At 64.5% G+C, this 18184-nt stretch carries 11 protein-coding genes and 1 tRNA gene; 4 read left to right on the plus strand and 8 right to left on the minus strand.

What is annotated here, in order from left to right:
- Positions 1-271: 271 nt before the first annotated feature.
- Positions 272-1504, plus strand: coding sequence for an AAA family ATPase (locus tag P2T60_RS07240; RefSeq protein WP_276281878.1), 1233 nt, complete (start codon positions 272-274; stop codon positions 1502-1504).
- Complete coding sequence (locus P2T60_RS07245) at positions 1497-3290, plus strand: 5-methylcytosine restriction system specificity protein McrC (RefSeq protein ID WP_276281879.1); 1794 nt, start codon at positions 1497-1499, stop codon at positions 3288-3290. Before P2T60_RS07240 ends, P2T60_RS07245 begins: the two co-directional genes overlap by 8 nt.
- Before the next feature lie 4 nt (positions 3291-3294).
- Here P2T60_RS07245 and P2T60_RS07250 read toward each other — a convergent pair whose 3' ends face one another.
- The 4 genes from P2T60_RS07250 to P2T60_RS07265 all read right to left on the minus strand — a co-directional run bounded on the left by P2T60_RS07250 (position 3295) and on the right by P2T60_RS07265 (position 12437).
- Positions 3295-3690: a DUF8076 family protein gene (locus P2T60_RS07250; protein ID WP_276281880.1), complete on the minus strand. Its 396-nt coding sequence runs from the start codon at positions 3688-3690 to the stop codon at positions 3295-3297.
- 35 nt (positions 3691-3725) lie between these two features.
- Positions 3726-6350 carry a DUF1156 domain-containing protein gene (locus tag P2T60_RS07255; RefSeq protein WP_276281881.1) on the minus strand — a complete coding sequence of 875 codons (2625 nt, stop codon included), beginning with the start codon at positions 6348-6350 and terminating at the stop codon, positions 3726-3728.
- A gap of 39 nt (positions 6351-6389) precedes the next feature.
- On the minus strand, positions 6390-9626 hold the full coding sequence (locus tag P2T60_RS07260) for a DUF499 domain-containing protein (protein ID WP_276281882.1): 3237 nt from the start codon (positions 9624-9626) through the stop codon (positions 6390-6392).
- A 138-nt stretch (positions 9627-9764) separates the two neighbouring features.
- Complete coding sequence (locus P2T60_RS07265; RefSeq protein WP_276281883.1) at positions 9765-12437, minus strand: DUF1156 domain-containing protein; 2673 nt, start codon at positions 12435-12437, stop codon at positions 9765-9767.
- Between the two features lie 362 nt (positions 12438-12799).
- On the opposite strand from P2T60_RS07265, the gene P2T60_RS07270 reads away from it, so the two are divergent.
- Positions 12800-13720 (plus strand): hypothetical protein, encoded by a 921-nt coding sequence (locus P2T60_RS07270; protein WP_276281884.1) that lies wholly within the window; start codon positions 12800-12802, stop codon positions 13718-13720.
- A 71-nt stretch (positions 13721-13791) separates the two neighbouring features.
- Here the strand turns inward: P2T60_RS07270 and P2T60_RS07275 are convergent.
- From P2T60_RS07275 to P2T60_RS07285, 3 genes are all read right to left on the minus strand, one after another.
- A tRNA-Glu gene (locus P2T60_RS07275) sits at positions 13792-13866 on the minus strand.
- A gap of 207 nt (positions 13867-14073) precedes the next feature.
- Positions 14074-15279, minus strand: coding sequence for a helix-turn-helix transcriptional regulator (locus P2T60_RS07280; RefSeq protein WP_276281885.1), 1206 nt, complete (start codon positions 15277-15279; stop codon positions 14074-14076).
- Positions 15280-15330: 51 nt separating this feature from the next.
- Positions 15331-16485: a metal-dependent hydrolase family protein gene (locus P2T60_RS07285; RefSeq protein WP_276281886.1), complete on the minus strand. Its 1155-nt coding sequence runs from the start codon at positions 16483-16485 to the stop codon at positions 15331-15333.
- 172 nt (positions 16486-16657) lie between these two features.
- Here P2T60_RS07285 and P2T60_RS07290 point away from each other — a divergent pair, with 172 nt between their 5' ends.
- The gene (locus P2T60_RS07290; protein ID WP_276281887.1) at positions 16658-17398 is read left to right on the plus strand and encodes an SDR family oxidoreductase; all 741 of its coding nucleotides are present in this window, start codon (positions 16658-16660) and stop codon (positions 17396-17398) included.
- Position 17399: 1 nt separating this feature from the next.
- Here the strand turns inward: P2T60_RS07290 and P2T60_RS07295 are convergent, their stop codons facing one another.
- Entirely contained in the window at positions 17400-18149 is a 750-nt protein-coding gene (locus P2T60_RS07295) for an archaellin/type IV pilin N-terminal domain-containing protein (RefSeq protein WP_276281888.1), read from the minus strand.
- Positions 18150-18184: the final 35 nt, after the last annotated feature.

The raw sequence follows: 18184 nt of genomic DNA on the forward strand, positions 1-18184 counted from the left end.
TCGCCCCGACGCCCGCGGGCGACTCCCCGCGGTCGGTCCCCGCGATTCCCCCGATTCCCGAGACTCGCCGCCGATTCCCGAGACTCGTTGCCGACTCCCGAGAACCCCGCCGATTCCCCAGAACCCCCCGACTCCCGAGACGCCGAATCGAACGGCGTGCCCTCTCGCCGGAGACGCCCCGGACCGATGTCGGGTTCGTCGGCCGGTCGAACCCGGAGGGACTTCGACCGGACATGTTGTTTTATGATACCCCCGCAGAATCCAACAGGTAATGAACGAAGGGAAACCGAGATTCGAACGATACGACCGGGAGGAGGCCGAGGAACACAGCCACTACATCACAATCGCTCTGGAGACGGCCAAGGAGTTCATCGAGAGGACCGAGGACCCGAGCGCACTGGAGTTTCTCGTAGAGGAGCAGAACATCGACACCGACGTACCCGGTGGCGGGACGATAATCAAGAACAAACTCCTCACCTCGTCGGTCGCACCCCTCGAAGTCAAACAGACCGTCGCCCAGCGCAATCAGGACTTGGGCGACATCCTCGTCCCCGACACCGTGAAGAAGAACGCGAAGACGGCCGTGAGCGTCGGCAAGCCCATCGTCCTCTACGGACCCACCGGGACCGGAAAGACCTACTTCGCCAAGCAACTCGCGCTGGAGACCTGTATCGACTACTCCATCCACACCGCGACCCCGACGTGGACGCCCGGCGACATCACCGGGAGCATCCAACCCGAGACCGAAGACGGCGAAATCGAGTACCGACGCCGCGCGGGGTGCGTCTCACAGGGCATCGAGAAGGCCGACGAGTACGGCGACAACTGGGCGGTCATCGTGGACGAAATCACCCGCGCCGACATCTCGCAGGTGTTCGGGCCGCTCTACACCGCCATCGAGGACGAGGACCAAGTGGTCTTCCGGAACGACGACGGCGAGAGTCTCACCCTCGACGACGACGTGAAAATCATCTGCACGATGAACATGTCCGACCGGACGGTGAACGAACTCGACGACGCCATCACCCGCCGGTTCGCGATGATAGAACTCAGTCGGTACGGCGACGACGAACGCGCGTCGTTGTTCGACCGCTGGATTGGGGGTCTCGGGTCGGAAGTCGAAATCGACCGCGACGAACTCCGGAGACTCTTCGAGCGCCACCACCGGGGAATCAACGAGGGCACGACCACGAGTAGCGGGGACGCCATCATGGAGTTCGGGCCGATGCACTACGAGGACGTGACGAAGTTTCTCGCCCACGCCTGCGCGAGCGACGGTCCCTACGAGGGCGAGCAAGCCACTGCGGTCGGACAGGCGTTCGCCACCTACGTCGCCCCGCGCCTCCTGAACGCGGCCGCACTCCCCCAAATCAATCGGCTGGCGAGCCATTACGAGACCTTGGACGACCAGTTCGAGGCGTTCGACCTCGGTCCGGCGGTGGACCTCGCGACCCGGCAGGCCGAGGCCGAAGAGCGCGAGATGGGCGTCAGCGCGTATGAGTGAGACCCCCCACTACGACTACGGTACCTCCCTCTGTCCCGTCGAGGAGAGCCGGAAACTCGTCGTCGAGAACTGTCCCGAGACCGTCCGGTCGGAACTTCGCGCCGCGAACTTCGTCCGAGAGGGGAGCAAGTTCGTCAAAAAGCGCCCCAGACTGCGAACCGGGTCCGGCCGGGACGACGAACCGGACGGGCTTCAGGTCCTCACGGTCCGCGTCGTAGACGACACACTCCACGTTGAACCCGCCGACGTTGTGGGCATGGTGCGGTTGGTTCCGGGGACGAGCGTCCAAATCGAACCCAAAGTGAAGTGGGAGCACGTCGTTCAGATGTTGCTCACGGTCTACGACATCGACCGAACCCAGTCGTACTACGGCGTTCCCTTGGACGAGTTGGTCTCGGGCGGCGTCGAGTCTACCCGCATCCTCGCAATCTTGGCGATTAACTACCTCCGCGGCGTCCGGACCGTCCGCCGGAAGGGGTTCATCCGGGACCTGAACGTCCGCCGACGGGACGGGTTCGAGGGGTTCGGTTCCGTGGACGTAGAACGGACGCTGATGAACCACGCCTCCGGAAACCCCTCGCCCGCGTGGATAGAGACGAACGTCGAGTACGCCAACCCCGTGAACGCCGCGGTCCACATGGCCGGGAAACTCCTCCTCCGGTTGCTCCAACAGGACCGGGACGGCAACCGACATCCCCGACAGGACCTGCTCGTCTCGATGGTGCATCGGGAAGTCGAACGCATGGAGGAGATGGGAATCGAGAGCAGTCGGAAGCGAATCGGCGAGTACCGTCGCCTCTCGCTGGGCGACCTGCCGCGACAGCGCCGCTACTACCGGCGCGCGTTCCACACCGCCCAGTCGATTCTCGCCTCGACCTTGCTCGGCCAAATCGGAGGCGGTCCCGAGGAACTGCTCGTGGACTACGCGCTCAGCATGGAAACGCTGTTCGAGGACTACTCTCAGCGAGTCCTGAAGCAGACGGTGAACTCCGTGGGCGACATCGACTACCTGAATCAGCTTTCGTCGGTGGAGTGTAAACACGAACCGTCGCTGTACCCCTTCGGACGCGACGTGAACAGCTATCACGAACCCGACCATCTCCTCTGTGACGACGGCGAGGCGCTCGCGGTGCTGGACTCGAAGTACTACCGCGAGGGCGAGAACCCGGCGACCGATTCCGGGCCTCGGTCCCGGATGTTCGCGTACGCCTACCTGACCGACACGGACCGGATGGCGTTTCTCTGTCCCCACCACCGGCCGGACCGACTCCCGGTCCGGCAGACCGGCGGGGAAATCCGACTCGTCTCGCCGCGCGAGGACTTCACCTGCGAGGAGTACGAGAACCGCGTCTACGAGTACGTCTTCGAGACGCTGGCGCTCCGGTATCCGGAACTCCGGATATTCGAGGCCGCGACCGACGACTACCTCTGTCTCAAGGTCACGGACGAGGACCTCTCGAAGGTCCGCGACCCGAACGGGCCGTTCGGCATCAGCAATCCCGCGACGTTCGCCGACCGCATCATCTCGGCAATCACGTTCTCGTCCTACGGACCGAACAAACCCGAGTTGGACCACCAGAGCAGATGGACGAAAGACCGAATCCGGGACGCCTGCGAGAAAACCGACGACGAGGGCCGTCGGACGTATCCCCAACACGAGACGACCTGCGTCCCTATCTACGACCCCGACGGCAACGACGACCACGGGACGGTCACGCTCTACTTCCTCGAATCCGGCGACGAGGGCGCTTCGGTCAGCACGGAGGGACCGTGGGCGCTCATGTGACCGCCTACACCCGGAACGGGACGACCAGCCAACCCGACTTCCGTCTCTTGATTCGGCGACCGAAAATCGGTTCCAGCGAGTGAAACTCGCCGTCGACTTCCACGTCGAAGGTGTCACCGGCACCTTGGACATCGCCGCCGACGACGAACTGAATCGCCGGAAGCGGGCGTTGACTGTTGAGGTAGTCCATCTCCCGACGCATCGTCGAGACGAGTCGGTCCCGGCGGTCCTCCTCGCCCGTGAGGACTTCTTCGAGACCGGTCACGCAGATTTCGTCGGGGAGGTCCCGACTCTCCAACTTGGAGACGAACTCGTCTACGGGCACCCTGTAGTCGGCCGACTCCCACTCGTCGACGACGACGACGTTGTACATCCCGGCTACCGCGTCGGTGTCACTCATGTCAGTCGGGACGACTCACCGGAGGGTGAAATACGTTAGTCCCGGAAGAGGTTCCGGTACTCCTCGTCGCCGGTACGCTCGGCGAGGTCGGTCGCAACGTCGATTAGCTCCCCCGTCACCTCGATGTCGCGGCGTTCGTCTATCGGTTCGGTCCTCCGGTCGGCGTCGTAGCGCAGGAGTTGGACCAGTCCGAGCGCCGACAACTCGTCGCGGGCCTTCCCGCGGAGGTACGAGAGGCGTTCGTCGTCGTCCCACCGGGTCAGTCGAAAGCCGTCGTCGGCGTCGAACAGCGCCCGGTCGCGGAGGTCCTCGGGGTCGATTTCCGTCCCGCGACAGAGGCGGGTCACGTCCTCGCGCGTGGGGCGGTCCATCGCCGAGAGTTGGAGGTAGATGTCGTCGGGCGAGACGTTCCCGGCCACGATGTCGTACATCTCGCCGACGACTTCGCCGACGGTCATGACCGACCCGTCGCGGTGGACTTTCGCGTGGTGTTTGGAGTACTCCCGGAAGCATCGGCCGAGTTCCACGACGCCGATGTCGCCCTCCGAGAGGGTCTGGCCCTCCCGAATCTCGTCTCGCGCTCGCTTGGCGGCGAGGTGCATCCGTCGTCGAAGCGACGACCAGCTAATCGGTTCGCGGTCCGCGGCGGGTCGGGCGACGACGACGACGCTAAAGCTGAGTTCGTCGCCCATCACGAAGTCGCTGAGGTTCGCCGAAATCGGGTACGTCGCGGTCACGTCGAATCCCTCCTCGCAGAGCGACCCGAGCAGACTCGCCCACGACTCCGTTCCGGTGTGTCGGTAGGTGAACGCGAGAACGCCGTCGTCTTTCAACACGTCGCGTATCTTCGAGAACGCTTCGCCGAGTTCCGACTCGAAGTCGGCGGCGTCCTTGCCGACGGCCGGATTCTCCACGATGCTCTCCTCGCGGGGCGTCGTCTCGGACTCGAAGCAGGGGTACTCGTCGGCCAGAAGCAGTCGTTGCCAGACGTAAAAGAAGTCCGACACCTCCGAGTAGACGACGTTGTCGTAGTGGGGCGGGTCGGTGATGACCGCGTCGTACTCCGAGTCGAGGGCAACGTCCCGAACGTCGCCCTGATGGAGCGTGTACTCCCCGCCGACTGGCTTGTCGAAGGGGTCGGTCCGTGCGAGTTCCCCGTCTTCGAGGTGGCGCTCCGAGGGACTGTCGGCGAACTCGACCGCCTTGCGGATTTTCTCCCACGTGTTCTCGAAGGTGCCCCGTCCCGCGCGCGTCCCCCAGACGTTGTTCTCGGCGTACTCGACTCGGGGAGTGAACGAGTTGCGCCGGAAGATGCCCTCGATTTTCGTCCCGGTGACGTTGTAGAGCGCGAAGTCGTTCTGAAACATGAGCGAGTCGCTGAACGCGACGAGCAGGTACTCCCGAATCGTCCGGTCGTCCACGTCGTCTATCGCCGAGAGCAACGTCGAGAGACAGTAGAGTTGCCGGTCGTTGAACATGTCTCGCCACGTCTCGTACCCGTGACTGAACACGTCGTTGCCGTTTATCGAGGACGACGCGGTAATCGCTCCCTCCGGGATGTCGCCGCGGGGCGCGTACTCGTCCAAGTCGTCGGCGGAGTGCCACGCCTCGCTCGCGTCGTCGAACTGGGTACGGTCTCGCTCCGTTGCGGCCTTGTACCCCTTGAACGACGACCGGTCTCCGCCTTCGTCCTCGCAGTCGGTGCAGTAGTATTCGACGGCGTAGAGGTCCGCCGAATAGGATTGCCCGTCGGCGATGGCGTCCACGAGTGGATACTTCAGGCCGCAGGAGGGACACCCGTAGTTGCCCCCGCGCGTCACCGGGCCGTTCGCGGGGACGAACTCGTGGCCGCACTCCGAACAGGTCGAGTCGGTCCGGTAGTCGTCGGTCAGGAAGACCGACTCGCAGTCGGGACAGAAGACGTTGTACCGGTCGTCGTTCTCGTAGCGTCCCGCCGCGACCCGGTAGTCCTTGAAGAGTCGAATCGTCTCGCCACAGGAGGTGCAGTCTAGCTTCCGCACCCAGAAGGCGTACATCACGTCTGCGACGTGGCCGTCGTCGTGCGGGCAGGCCGTCTCGTACTGCGAGCGGAGTTCCTCGGCCACCGACGCTCGAACCTCCTCGAAGGCCTGTTGGAGGTCCTCAACGTCGATTCGGTGGGCTTCGAGCGCTTTCTTGGTGACGAACCACGAGACGGGATTGAGGTCGATGCCCGTCACGTCCGCGTCGAAACGGACCGCCTCCAAGAGACTCGTCCCGCCGCCTGCGAAGGGGTCGAGGACGCTCTTTCCTTCGACGCGAACGTCCTTCGCGTAGAGGTCCCAGAGGGCGTCGGGGTCTGTCAGACTCACCGAGTCGAGCAACTGGCCGATGTCGTCGCCAGCGGAGTCGGCCGAGTCGTCGCCGAAGTCCGAGAGGTCCACGTCCTCGCCGCCCGGTTCGCGGACTTCGACCGTCTCGGGGTCGTCTACCAGCGAGTAGAGCGAAATCGCCCTGAAGACGCTCCCGAGTCGTCTGGCCCACCACTTGTGGATGGTGGACAGGGGCCGGTAGTGGAGTTTCGCCCGGCCCTCGCGGTCCGCGAGGTCGTTTACCTGCTCGACGGGGAATCCCCGTTCTATCGGGAGTCGCTCCCGCGAGTCGGGGTCGGAGTCAGACATGGGTGGCAGTCGTCCCGTCCTCGTATTTGAACGTACGTATCATTCGAACTGGACCGTCGCGTCGATGTTCGTGGCCGACTCGGGGACGTTCTCCAAGATGTCGGCGACGACTTCGTGGGACTGGCCCAGTTCGAGTTGGAGGACGGTCTGGGCCTGTTGGAACTCGCCGACTCCTTGGAGTCGGCCGGGTGCCGCGCCGTCGCCGTTCGTGGTGAACGACAGCGACCCGTAGGAGACCGACCCGGACTCGTGGGACTCCTGCCACTCCTCGCGCATCTCCGAGGCGCTGTCGCCCTCGTACTCGAAGGTCCACCCCTCTTCGGGCGGGACGCGGAAGCCAGCGCCGGGGAACCAGTCGCCGGGGTCGTCGGACCCGGTGGCACCGACGACGTAGTGGGGACGCTCCTCGCCGAGGTTGGCGAGCAGGAAGTGTTCGACCGCGGCCTCGGACTGGTCGGGCGCACACTCGCGCCGAACCGACTGGACCTGAAACGTCTCTTCCTCGTCGAGTTCGCCGACGAAATTCAGGATGCTGTCGCCGACATCGCCGGGCACCATCGGCGCGACGACGACCGAGGTGGGGTCGCGGTCGCCGAGGGTGCCCACGTAGTCGCCGCCGGTCTTGAGCCTGTAGCCCTCCGAGAGGAGCGAACTTACCGCGGTGCGGAACGCGGCGGCGGTGTCGTCCTGCGGGAGATGGGTCTCGGTGTCGTTGCGAATCGTCGTGAGGACCTGACTCGTATCCGCCTCGCCCGCGGCCTCAATCGTCTCCTCGATTCGAGTGCGGACTTCGGTCGGACCAATCGTCTCGGCGTCCGAAACGTCCCGGAGGGTCGCGTCCGACCGCACCTTGTCGAGGATTTCGTTGCCGCTGACCAAGACGTAGTGGTCGTCGTTGGTCAGTCGCCCGGCGGCCATCTTCACGGCGTCCTCGGGGTCTTGGTCGTGAACCCACACGTCGGTCCGCTGGCGGAGGTCGAGTTCGAACGTCGCCAAATCGACTTCCTTGGTCCCCTCACCGAACCGCCCGCGGAGTTCGGAGACGACTTCCTCGGTAGACCACTTCTCGACTTCGCTCTCCAAGGCGAGTACCGTGTCCCGACTCAGACCGCGAAGGTCGTCGGTGAAACCGCTCCCGTCGTGTGCGAGGAGGGGTTCGTCCTCCAGTCCGTCCTCGACGGCGTTGACGACTGCGCGGGCGCTTCCGGGGATGGGGTAGGTCGGTTCCATCAGGAACTGCTCGTAGATTTCGTCTATCGTCGTCTCCGAGCGACTGTCGAGTCGGTCGCTGACGAGACCCCAGACGTGACGCTGAAGGTCGAAGGGGTCGGCCTCCACCGCGGCGGCGACGTTGCTGGCGTCCAAGACGGGTTCGGCGGCGACGAAGTTCGTCAGCGACATCTCCGCCGCGTAGTCGAACTCGTTGAGCAAGTCGTCGCCGTCGATGATTTCGCCGTAGGCGCTCTCCAAGCGTTCGAGCAGGTCGTCCTCGTAGTCGTCGTGCAACTCGTCTATCCTGTCGCGGATTTCCTCGGCCAAGTTCTCGTCTCTCCCGCGGATTTCCGCGCCGATGACCTCCTTGGCCTTCCCGAGGAACTTCTCCTGTTGGGACGACTGGGAGATGGTCTTGCCGTTCCTCGGTTGGACGAAGACGAGGGTGTTTCGCCACTGGCGGCCAGCGGGTTGGTTCTTGATGACCTCCGCGACGCTATCTTGGTCCCACGGGCCGTTTTTCACGACGGTCTTGACGTTCTGGCTGTCGGGGACGCTCTCCAGTTCGCCCTCGACGTTGAACCCGACGGCGTGTGCGCCCGCACCGAACAGTTTCTCGACGGTTTCGCCGACGAGCGCCATCGCGTCCTCGTCGGGCACGTCGCGGGCGGCGTTCTTCACGAGCGACCGGGGATTCTCGTCCTCGCGGATGACGTAGCGGTCGTCCGAGCGCCAGAGGTGATACACCTCGCCCTGCAGTCGTTCGAGGTCCACCACGATGTCGTTGATTCGGTCGCCAGCGTGGTAGGTTCCGAGTACGATGTCGGAGGTGGTCGCGCCCTCCGCGAGTCCGGGGGTCAGCGAGTAGACGAGGACGGTACTCAGGATGGGGCGACCGTAGGTGATGTCGGCGTCGGCGAGGCGTTCCCGGATGTCGTCGTAACACCGGTCGGGCCGGGAGTGTTCGACGTTGATTCGGGTGAGTTCGTCGTTGTACTCGACCGCATCGACTTCGCCGTGGGTCAGCAGGTCGGTGTCTCGGTACTTGTCCACGAGAACTTTGGCGAAGAGATAGAGCATCCCGCGAGTGGCCCCGGACTCGGTTTCGGCGAAGTAGCGGGTCTTCAGCGAGTCGATGAGGACGGGGTGGAACGGGTAGGTGTCGTACATCTCCTCTCGGAGTCCGTCGGGGAGGTCCACGTAGTCGGTGTCGGCGTAGGCCTCGACGTAGCGGTCGACCAGCGCGCGCATCGCCGACGGGTCGTCCACCGAATCGACCAATCGGTGGCGCAGTACCTCCCGAATATCGACCTGATTGGACATGTTGACCTGCACGCGTTCGGGTTCGCGCGAGAGGATGTCGTGAACGTCCGACCCCTCGCGGAGAACCGAGACGAACGCGAACAGGTCTGTGGTCGGCCGAGAAGTCGTCTCGAAAAGCGCCTGTAGGAACCCCCGGTTTGCGTCCTTGCGCCGACCGGACAGCGACCCGAACCAGTCTTCCAGTTCGTCCATGAAGAACGCGACGGTCCGGTCGCCGACCGCTTCCTGAATCACGTCGATGGAGGGATAGCCGCCGTCCTCGTCGTAGCGTTCCTCGTCGGGTTCGTAGTCCAAGCGCTCGAACAGCGGTTCCCAGAGGTACTCGTACTGCTCTTTCTGGAGGGAGACGACGATGGGGAGGGCGTCGTCGGGGAGCGCATCGCCCAGACCCTCGATACGGCCGTCTGCCCAGTCTCCGACGACGCCGGGCGACCGGAAGCAGTGGTAGAGCGCCACCATCTGGTGGGACTTCCCGGTGCCGTAGGGACCGTACATCTCGTGGAGGCGGTTGTGGTCCTCCCCCCGGAGGGTGTCCCGAAGTCGCTTCAGCGAGTCCTCCAACCCCCCGGTCAGAAGCGTGCGGCCGAAGAATCGCTCGGCGTCGGACTCCAAGGTGTCGGCGTCGCTATCGACATCGTAGAGGCGAATCTGGCCCTTGACGAGGCTATCGCCCTCGGTGAGTTCCGGACTGAGCGTCAGCACGTCGTCGATTGTAGTATCGAGAGTTCCGTCGGCACCCATGTATGACCGACACCACGAACCGGTCGCTTATGAAACTGCATATTCAACCGAGCGTCCCCGGAGAGTACTCGGAGTTTCGGACGTGAGAATTTCGCTTCGCCGAGATTAGCGGCGCGACGCGCGCGACTCCCGACGCCCCTACCAGTCGCCCTCGGCGAAGGTGGTATCGACGCCGAGCATCTTGAGGTACGTCCCGTCGCCAGTGACCGCGGCGAGGTCCTCGCAGAGTTCCCGCAGGTCGTCTTCGTCCCACCGGGCGAGGAACTCCTCGCGCGACCGGTCGTGTTCGTAGCGGTAGCGCAGGAAGTGCGCGCGGTCCAAGTCGGTCAGGTCGCCGTCGTCGCCTTCGACTCTGGTCTGGACGTAGGCTTGGCGCTTCTCGTCGTCCCAGTCGCACAGCAGGAAGTCGCCGTCTTCGACGCGGAACAACTTCATCTCCTTCATCGCTTCCTCGGAGGCGTCCGAGCGCTTGAGGTGCTTGTTCAGGTCGCTGTAGGAGGGACCGCGCTCCTCGCGCAGGTCGAGGTACACGTCCTGTTCGCCGCGTTCGCCCTGCTGGATGATGCCGTAGATTTCCTCGACGACTGCCTTGGCGGTCATGGACTCGCCCGCGCGCCGGACCGCGCCGTGGTGCTTGGAGTACTCTTGGAAGCACTTGCCCATCTCCACGACGCCGATGTCGCCGCTGGCGAGGTCCCGGTTCTCTTCGAGCGATTCGTGGGTCTTCCGGGCGGTTTTGACGATGCGCCGACGAAGCCGATTCCACGAGATGGGTTCCCGGTCGTCGGTGGGTCGCGCGACGATAACGATGTCGAACGAGACGGCTTCCCCGCCGATGAACTTGTTCAGGTCGGAACTGATGGGGTAGGTAGCCGTCACCTCGAACCCGTTCTCACAGAGCGACTGGAGGAGTTCGCCCCACGACTCCTCGTCGCTGTGGTGGTAGGTGAACGCCAGCGTCCCGTCGTCTTTCAAGGCGTCGTTGATGACCGAGAGGGCTTGGCCCATCTCGTGTTCGAAGTCCTCGGCGGTCTTGCCGAGGTAGGGATTCGTCACGATGGACTCCTCGCGGGGCGTCTTCTCGCGGTCGAATCCGGGGTACTCGCCTTCGAGCAGAATCTTCTGCCAGACGTAGAAGTAGTCGGCCACCTCCGAGTAGATGATGTTGTCGTAGTACGGCGGGTCGGTAATCACCGCGTCGTACTCGTCCTCGGCGGAGATGTTGCGCATGTCGTCTTGGTAGACCTGCGAGTTCAGACCGATTGGCTTGGCGAACTCGTCGGTTTCGACGGTCTCGCCGTCCTCGACGTGTCGCTCGGTGGGGGCGTTGGCGTACTCGACGCCTTTCTTGACCATCTCGAACATTGCAGTGAACGTTCCTCGTCCGAACCTTGTCCCCCAAACGTTGTTCTCTGCGGGGTACATTGGAGGGTCGAATGCGTTTGTTCGGAATATGTGGTCCATACCGTTTCTGGTCGGGTCATACGAGGTCATCATACAGTTCGTCCGAAGAGCATCAGAGAAAGCTGTGAGAAGATGCTCTTTTAAATCCCGGTCGGATACACGACCGATGGCCTGTAGGAGTTTACTCAGACACAGTAGCTGACGCTCGTTGAACATGTCCGTCCACTCTTCATACCCGTGGTCGTCAACTGGATTTCGTTCGACAGTCATGTGCCCCGGCGGAATTTCCTCGTCCGGGACGTACTCGTGGAGGTCTGTCCGCGTGTTCCACTCTCGCTTTGCTTCCTCGAACAGTTGCTTGTCGGCCGCCTCCGCCTTTTTGTACCCCTTATAAGAACTCTTCTCTAGACCCTGCTGGTCGCAGTCCTCGCAGTAGTACTCCACCGCGTAGAGTCGCAGGTCGTAGCCGTCCTGTTCGGCAATCCCGTCCGTGATGGCCTCCTTCTGCCCGCACTCCGGACAGTTGTAGTATCCGCCGCGACTCACGTTCCCGTCCTCCGGAACCCACTGGTTTCCGCACTCGTTGCACTCGCTGTCGTCCTGCCAGTCTTCGACCAGCGTCACCGCGCCGCAGTCCGGGCAGAGGCAGTTGTACTGGTCGTCGTTCTCGTAGCGACCTTTCGCCACCCGGTAGTCCTTGAACAGCGGAACCGTGTGCCCGCACGAGACGCAATCTAACTCCTTCACCCAGAAGTTGTACATCACGTCGGCGTCGTGGTCCTCCCGGCCGTCGTGGTCGGCGTTGGGACACGGCGTCCGGTAGTACTGGGTAATCTCGTCGGCCACGTCGTCGCGGACTCGCTCGAAGGCGCGTTCGAGTTCCGCCACGTCCGTCTCCCCGGCGTCGAGTTCCTTCTTGGTGACGAACCACGCCACCGGGTTGAGGTCCACGCCGACCGACTCCGCGCCGAAGCGCGAGGCTTCCACCAGCGAGGTGCCGCCGCCAGCGAAGGGGTCGAGAATCTTCTTGTCCGCCACGCGAACGTCCTTGGGGTAGAACTCCCACAGCGACTCCGGATTCTCCATGTCCACCTCGCCGATTGCGTCCACGAGGTCCGCCGCGTCGAGTCCGTTGGTGCCGAGTTGCTGGTTCCGACCGGGTTCGTACACCTCGACATCCTCGACGCTCGTCTCGTCGTCCAGAAGCGAGTAGAGCGAGATGGCCCGGAACAGACACCCCGGCCGTCGCGCCCACCACTTGTGCATCGTGTAGATTGGCCGGTAGTACTGCTTCGCTCGGCCCTCCTTGGCGGCGATTTCGTTGACGCGCTCTATCGGAAACCCGCGTTCGATGGGCAGTCCCGTCCGCCCCGCCGCCGACTCGTCGGCGTGTTCCTGCTCAGACATGCGTGGTCTTACCCGTCCCTTCCCGAAGGGGCTATTTAAAAAGTGCGTCCCCGCTCCGGACGACAGCGTTCGGGGGCGCAGACGGGACTGGACGACCCGTCTCGAAGGCCCGCCGTCGCCGTCGTCTCGACCCACTGCTGGACGGTCCCGCGCTCCGCGATGTAGGGAACGGAAACCCGTTCTCAAACATAACTATACGGAGCCTAAAGAATTGTATATCTATGTTATAGACTGATTTCGATGTCTCTACGCCGAGGGCGCGGACGCCGAGCGAGCGCCGAACGCCGAGTGAGCGCCGACCCGCCGAGGTGTCGGCCACCGAAGTGGAAAGATTCCAATACTCGCGTTCGTACACTCGGACGATGGACCTCCCACTCGACCCGACGGAGAACGACGCACCACCGCAGGAACTCGTCCGAAGGCTTCCCTCGCAGGCGGCGCGCCGCCGCGTCCTCCGGGCGGCCGACGTATCCATCGACGTTGACGACCGGAACTTCGCCGAGACGCTAGACGAACTCTCGCAAATCCAACTCCGGCGGGCGGCGTCCCAACTCCGCTTCGCGGGAGCGCGGACCGTCTACTACTACCGAATCGACGGCCTGCGTCGGGTCTCCCCCGACGGTGCGACCGGACCGACCGGCGACGTGGGGTCGCCCGGCGCGTACGGTCCCGAGGTCCAGACCGCCGTCAGGGACCACGACCGAATCTACGTGGTCTGCAACGTCCCCGAGACCGGAACCCAGACGCAACTGACGCTCTCGAAGGAGAACCGGCCCACGACCGTCGCTACCTTCGAACCGGGCACGGACCTGCTGGCGGTCCGCGCGCCCGACGACGGCACCGCGGACGCGACTGTCCGGGCCGTGACGCGGTATCTCGACGCCGACGGCGCGACCCGCGTCTCGTTCCTCGACGGCGGATTCCGCGGGCGCTTCGAGGACGCCTGCGTGGACGGCTATTCGACGCTCCGGCTTCGAAACACCAACGCGGGGGACAACACGCGGGAGATAGAAGTCCGCTCGGAGGAGTCCGACGACGGGCGAGTCTCGGACGTTCGCCACGACGCTATCGTCCGGACCCTGCTTCGGCGCGGCGACTGCGAAATCGACGCCGCGACGGGACTCGTCACCGTCGCCGACGACGCCGCGACGGACCGCGACGACTCCCCGCGCCGACGGGTGACGATTGGGTTCCCCGACGGCCGCGTCACCTTCGACCAGTTCGTCCCCGAGCGAGTGCTGATTCGATTCGACAACGTTGTGCGAACGTCGCTGAGACGGTGAGATACGACTCGTCTACTTCAGAAGCCCTTCGGTGCGCGTCTCTCCTCGCTCACTACGTTCGCTCAGAAGAGTGCTCCGTCAGGGATTTGAACCCTGGTCCTTGCCGTGAGAGGGCAAGATGATTGGCCGGACTACACCAACGGAGCGCGTCTGCACTCAATCGTAGTTGGACGGACTGTTTAACAGTTGCGCTTTCCCGTCGCCGTGTTTCGGTCCCGCACGTTCGCGCCGGTCCCGAATCGTTCAGCGCGCGAAACCACCGATTTACGCCGTTCGGCAGGGATACATTCCGAGTTACCAGTCAGCGTGAACGGAGGTGAACGATGCGCGTCGGCGGGTGAGGACCGCGAGTCCTACTCGCCTTCGAGGGGCGACCCGGCGGCGTCGGGTTCGTGACCTTCGAGACTGATGATGTTCTCCCGGCCGACCCGGAGTTTGCTGATGTCGCCATCCTCCTCCATCTCCGAGAGGAGCATGCTTACTTTCGACTTCGACCATCCCGTCTCTTCGACGATGTTGACCTGCTTCATCCGGCCGCCGTTCTCGTCCAAGAGTTTCTTCACGCGCGCTTCGTCGGTGAGCAGTTCCTCGTCGCTGACCGACGGTTCGGTCGTCTGGGTCCCGCCGTTTCCGGCAGTCGCGGACCCGCCGCCGCCGTCGCCGCCCGAGGTGTCGCTGTCGGCGGAGAACGACCCGAAGTCGCCCTGTCGCCACGCGAACGCGGCCGCGAGACCGAGCAAGACGACGACCGCCGCGATGAACGCCATCAGGAGCGACCAGTCGTCGCCGCCGGTGGGTGGCTGAGTCGCGTTCTTGGGTTTCTCGACAGTCGTCGCATTCCCGTCGCCGGATTCTGTCGTCGTTGTTGTCGTTCCTTTGATAGGTTCGAACTTCACGCGGGGGCGCTGGTCGGTGAAGTCACGTTCGCCCTGCCACGTCACCGATTCGCTGGCCGTCAGGGTGTCACCCGAGGGCGTCGCCGACCGCTGGGGGCCTACCGACTCGAACTTGAGACCGGGACCGCTGTGGACGACCAGCGACTGGTTCGGCCCGATGTAGAGTCCCCCCTCGAACACGTCGCCTATCATGATGTTGCCGCTGTCGTCCTCGGAGTAGCCGAATCCGGTCCACTGGAAGGACATCTTCACGATGCCACGGTTGTTGTTGACGAGTCCGCCGATGTAGGCCTTCTTCGAGAAGCTTTCGGCCTTCATCACGCGGTCGGTGGTGTTGTGCCCGGCGCTGGTCAACTGGCGTGCCTGCTCTCTGAAGTTCTCGTACAGTCGCGTGGAGTTGTTGTTGAACTCGTCGGCGAACTGCTCGAACTGCTGGCGCTCGGTGTCGTTGTTGAGGGTCCGCTGGTAGGTAAACGTCCACTCTGCGGTGCCGTTCTCGTAGACGGTGATGTGGAATTCAACGCTGTCGAAGTTCTCGGTCACGGCAAGCGTCTGCGGGGCGGCGGACACCTCGCGGGCATCGTGACTGCCCGAAGCCGTCGCTACGGGGGCCGTCCCGACGAGTATCACGACTACAAGGGCGACAGCCAGCAGCCGTCTCATGTACCTTAATCCTCCATTGCCCGGTATAAAAGACCTTTTGACGTGGGCCTGTCACCGAACCACGGTTCCACGCCTCACGACACGTGTTGGCGACTGCCACGCGGTCACGTCGTCCAGCGGGTCGTCCCCGAGGACCACGAGGTCCGCACGAGTGCCTTCGGCGACCGTTCCGACGCCCTCTACTCCGAGCAAGTCCGCGGCGTTGACCGTCGCCGCCTCCAACGCGGCTCGCTCCGAGAGACCGTGACGGACCATCAACTCCAGTTCCTCGGGGATGTCGCCGTGGTAGTTGAACGGCGTCCCGGCGTCGGTCCCCATGGCGATTTCGACGCCAGCGTCGAGCGCGTACTCGAACGCCTCGTCCCACGCTTCCTTGGCTTTTTCGGCCTTCTCGACGGCGAACTCGGGGATTCCGGCTTCGGTCCCGGCCTCCACGATGCCGTAGAGCGCCTTCCCGGTCGGCACCCAGTAAGTGCCCCGGTCGGCCATCAGTTCGGCCGCCTCACGGTCCATGAACGTGCCGTGTTCGACGCTCGAAATCCCGGCCCGGACCGCGTTCTTGATGCCCGCGGTGCCGTGGGCGTGGGCCGCCGTGGGAACCCGTTTGGCGTCGGCCACGTCCACGAGGGCGTCGAGTTCCGCCTCGTCGAGTTCGGGCGCGCCCGTCAGCGCGCCCTCGGTCAGGACGCCGCCGGTCGCCATGCACTTCACCACGTCGGCACCGCGCTTGAGTTGCTCGCGGACCGCCTTCTTCACCTCGGCCACGCCGTCGGCCTCCCGGCCGAACCAGTGGCCGTGTCCGCCGGTCATCACGACGTTCTCGCCGCAGGCGAGAACTCTCGGTCCCTCCAGTACGCCGCGCCCGACGGCGGTTCCGGCGTCGAGCGCGAGCGACCCGGGTGCGCCGAGGTCCCGGACCGTCGTCACGCCCGCGTCGAGTGCGTCCCGGAGGTTGGCCGTCGCGCGGTAGGCCAGTGTCGCCTCGCTGTCGTCGTGGACCTCGCTCGGGTCGGGCCGACCGTCCATCATGAGGTGGACGTGGGCGTCTACGAGTCCCGGCGCGACGAACTGGCCGGTCGCGTCGATTTCCTCGTCGGATTCGTCCGGTACGTCACCGACTGACACGACTTCGCCGTCTTCGACCGCCACGTCCGCCTCTCGCCGCCCGTCGGCGTCCACGACGGTCCCGCCTCGAAGTATGAGCATATTTACCACTTTGCACGCTCCACCCTAAACCTCGGGGTAGCGGCATCTCGGCGTCGTCTCCTCGGAGAGTCGGCGGTTAACTCTGGCTTAACTCGCCGCGAGAACTGGTCGGGGAGGGTCCGCAACTCGGCCCCGGCGAAAGAGCCAACCCCTTCGCCGTCGCATCGAGGGTATGGCAGACGACCCGCTCGACGGAAAGGTAGCACTGGTCACGGGCGCGAGTTCGGGTATCGGGGAGGCGACGGCCCACGCGCTTGCGCGCGACGGCGCGCGGGTCGCGCTCGCGGCCCGCCGCCAGAAGGCGCTGAACGACGTGGCGAAGAAGATAGAGCGCGAGTGGGACGCCGAGACGCTGGCGGTCCAGACCAACGTCCGCGACGAGGATTCGGTCGAAGGGACCGTCGAGTCGGTCGTCTCGGAGTTCGGCCGACTCGACGTGCTGGTGAACAACGCGGGGATGGCCTGCGGCGAGTCGGTGGCGGACCTCGGCACCGACGAGTACCGCCGGATGATGGAGACCAACGTAGACGGCGTGTTCTACGCCACGCGCGCGTCGGTTCCTCACCTCCGAGAGACCGAGGGCAACCTCGTCTTCGTCGGAAGTTTCGCCGGGCAGTACCCCCGGCCGTTCAACCCGGTCTACGCCGCCACTAAGTGGTGGGTCCGGGGGTTCGCCCACAGCATGGAGGGCAACGTCGGCGCGGACGGCGTGGCGGTCACGGTGGTCAACCCCTCGGAGGTCCGGACCGAGTTCGGCGGGGCCTACGGCGAGTCGTTCGCCGAGCGATTCGCGGAGGGCGAAGTCACCGAACCCGAGGAGGTGGCGGAGGCCATCGCGTTCGCGGCCGAACAGGAGAAATCCACGATAAGCGAACTCGACATCTACCGGCGCGACAAGTTCAGCGGGTTCTGACTCAGAGCGAGACCGACGACTTCTCGGTCAGCGACACCGGGACGGCGAGGCGGTGGAGTGTACTCGCGCCCGACGCGGTGGTGATGCGGAGCGTCACTTCCGAACCCGACGGGAGGGGTTCGGAGTACGGCGGCGTGAGCGGGTCGCGGGTGCCCGCCTCGACGAGTCCGGCGTTGACGCGTATCTCGATTTGGTCGTCTTGCTCGGTGAGGACGGTGCCGTCGCCGCCGTCGAGTGCGTGGGTGTTGAACACCTCGTGAGCGTGGCTCTGGTCGTCGGTCTGACTACCGCCACCGCCGCCACCGACGCCGAACGTCCCCGGTTCGCCGCGGTCCACGACGCCCGGCGCGTAGGACGCGACTTTCCCGTGGACGAGCGTGGTCGAGTTCTCCGGACCGACCCACGAGATGGTCGCCCGCGAGAGGTTGACCGGCCCGGACCCCGGCGAGAGTTTCACAGTCAACTCCACGGTATCGACGCTCTCGTTCGGCATGATGTCCCCGCTCGACTTCGGTGCCGAGTTCTTCACGTCGTCGGTGACGTGGCCGTACGAACTGACCACCGTCAGTCGGTTCGAAACTTGGTCGGTCGCCTCCCGACCGGTCTGTTCGGCCCGGTTCTGTAACGTTCCGGCCGTCTCCAGCAAGACGCCCGCGGCTATCGCGGCGACGAGTACCATGGCGATGAAGACGACGAGGGTGCCGATACCGACTTGGCCCCTGTCGGACTCCGCCCGCGTGTCAAATCCCATATTTTTCGCTCCGTAGCTCGACAGGTACGGAAATA

It is taken from the genome of Halorussus caseinilyticus (assembly GCF_029338395.1).
GTDB classification, from domain to species: domain Archaea; phylum Halobacteriota; class Halobacteria; order Halobacteriales; family Haladaptataceae; genus Halorussus; species Halorussus caseinilyticus.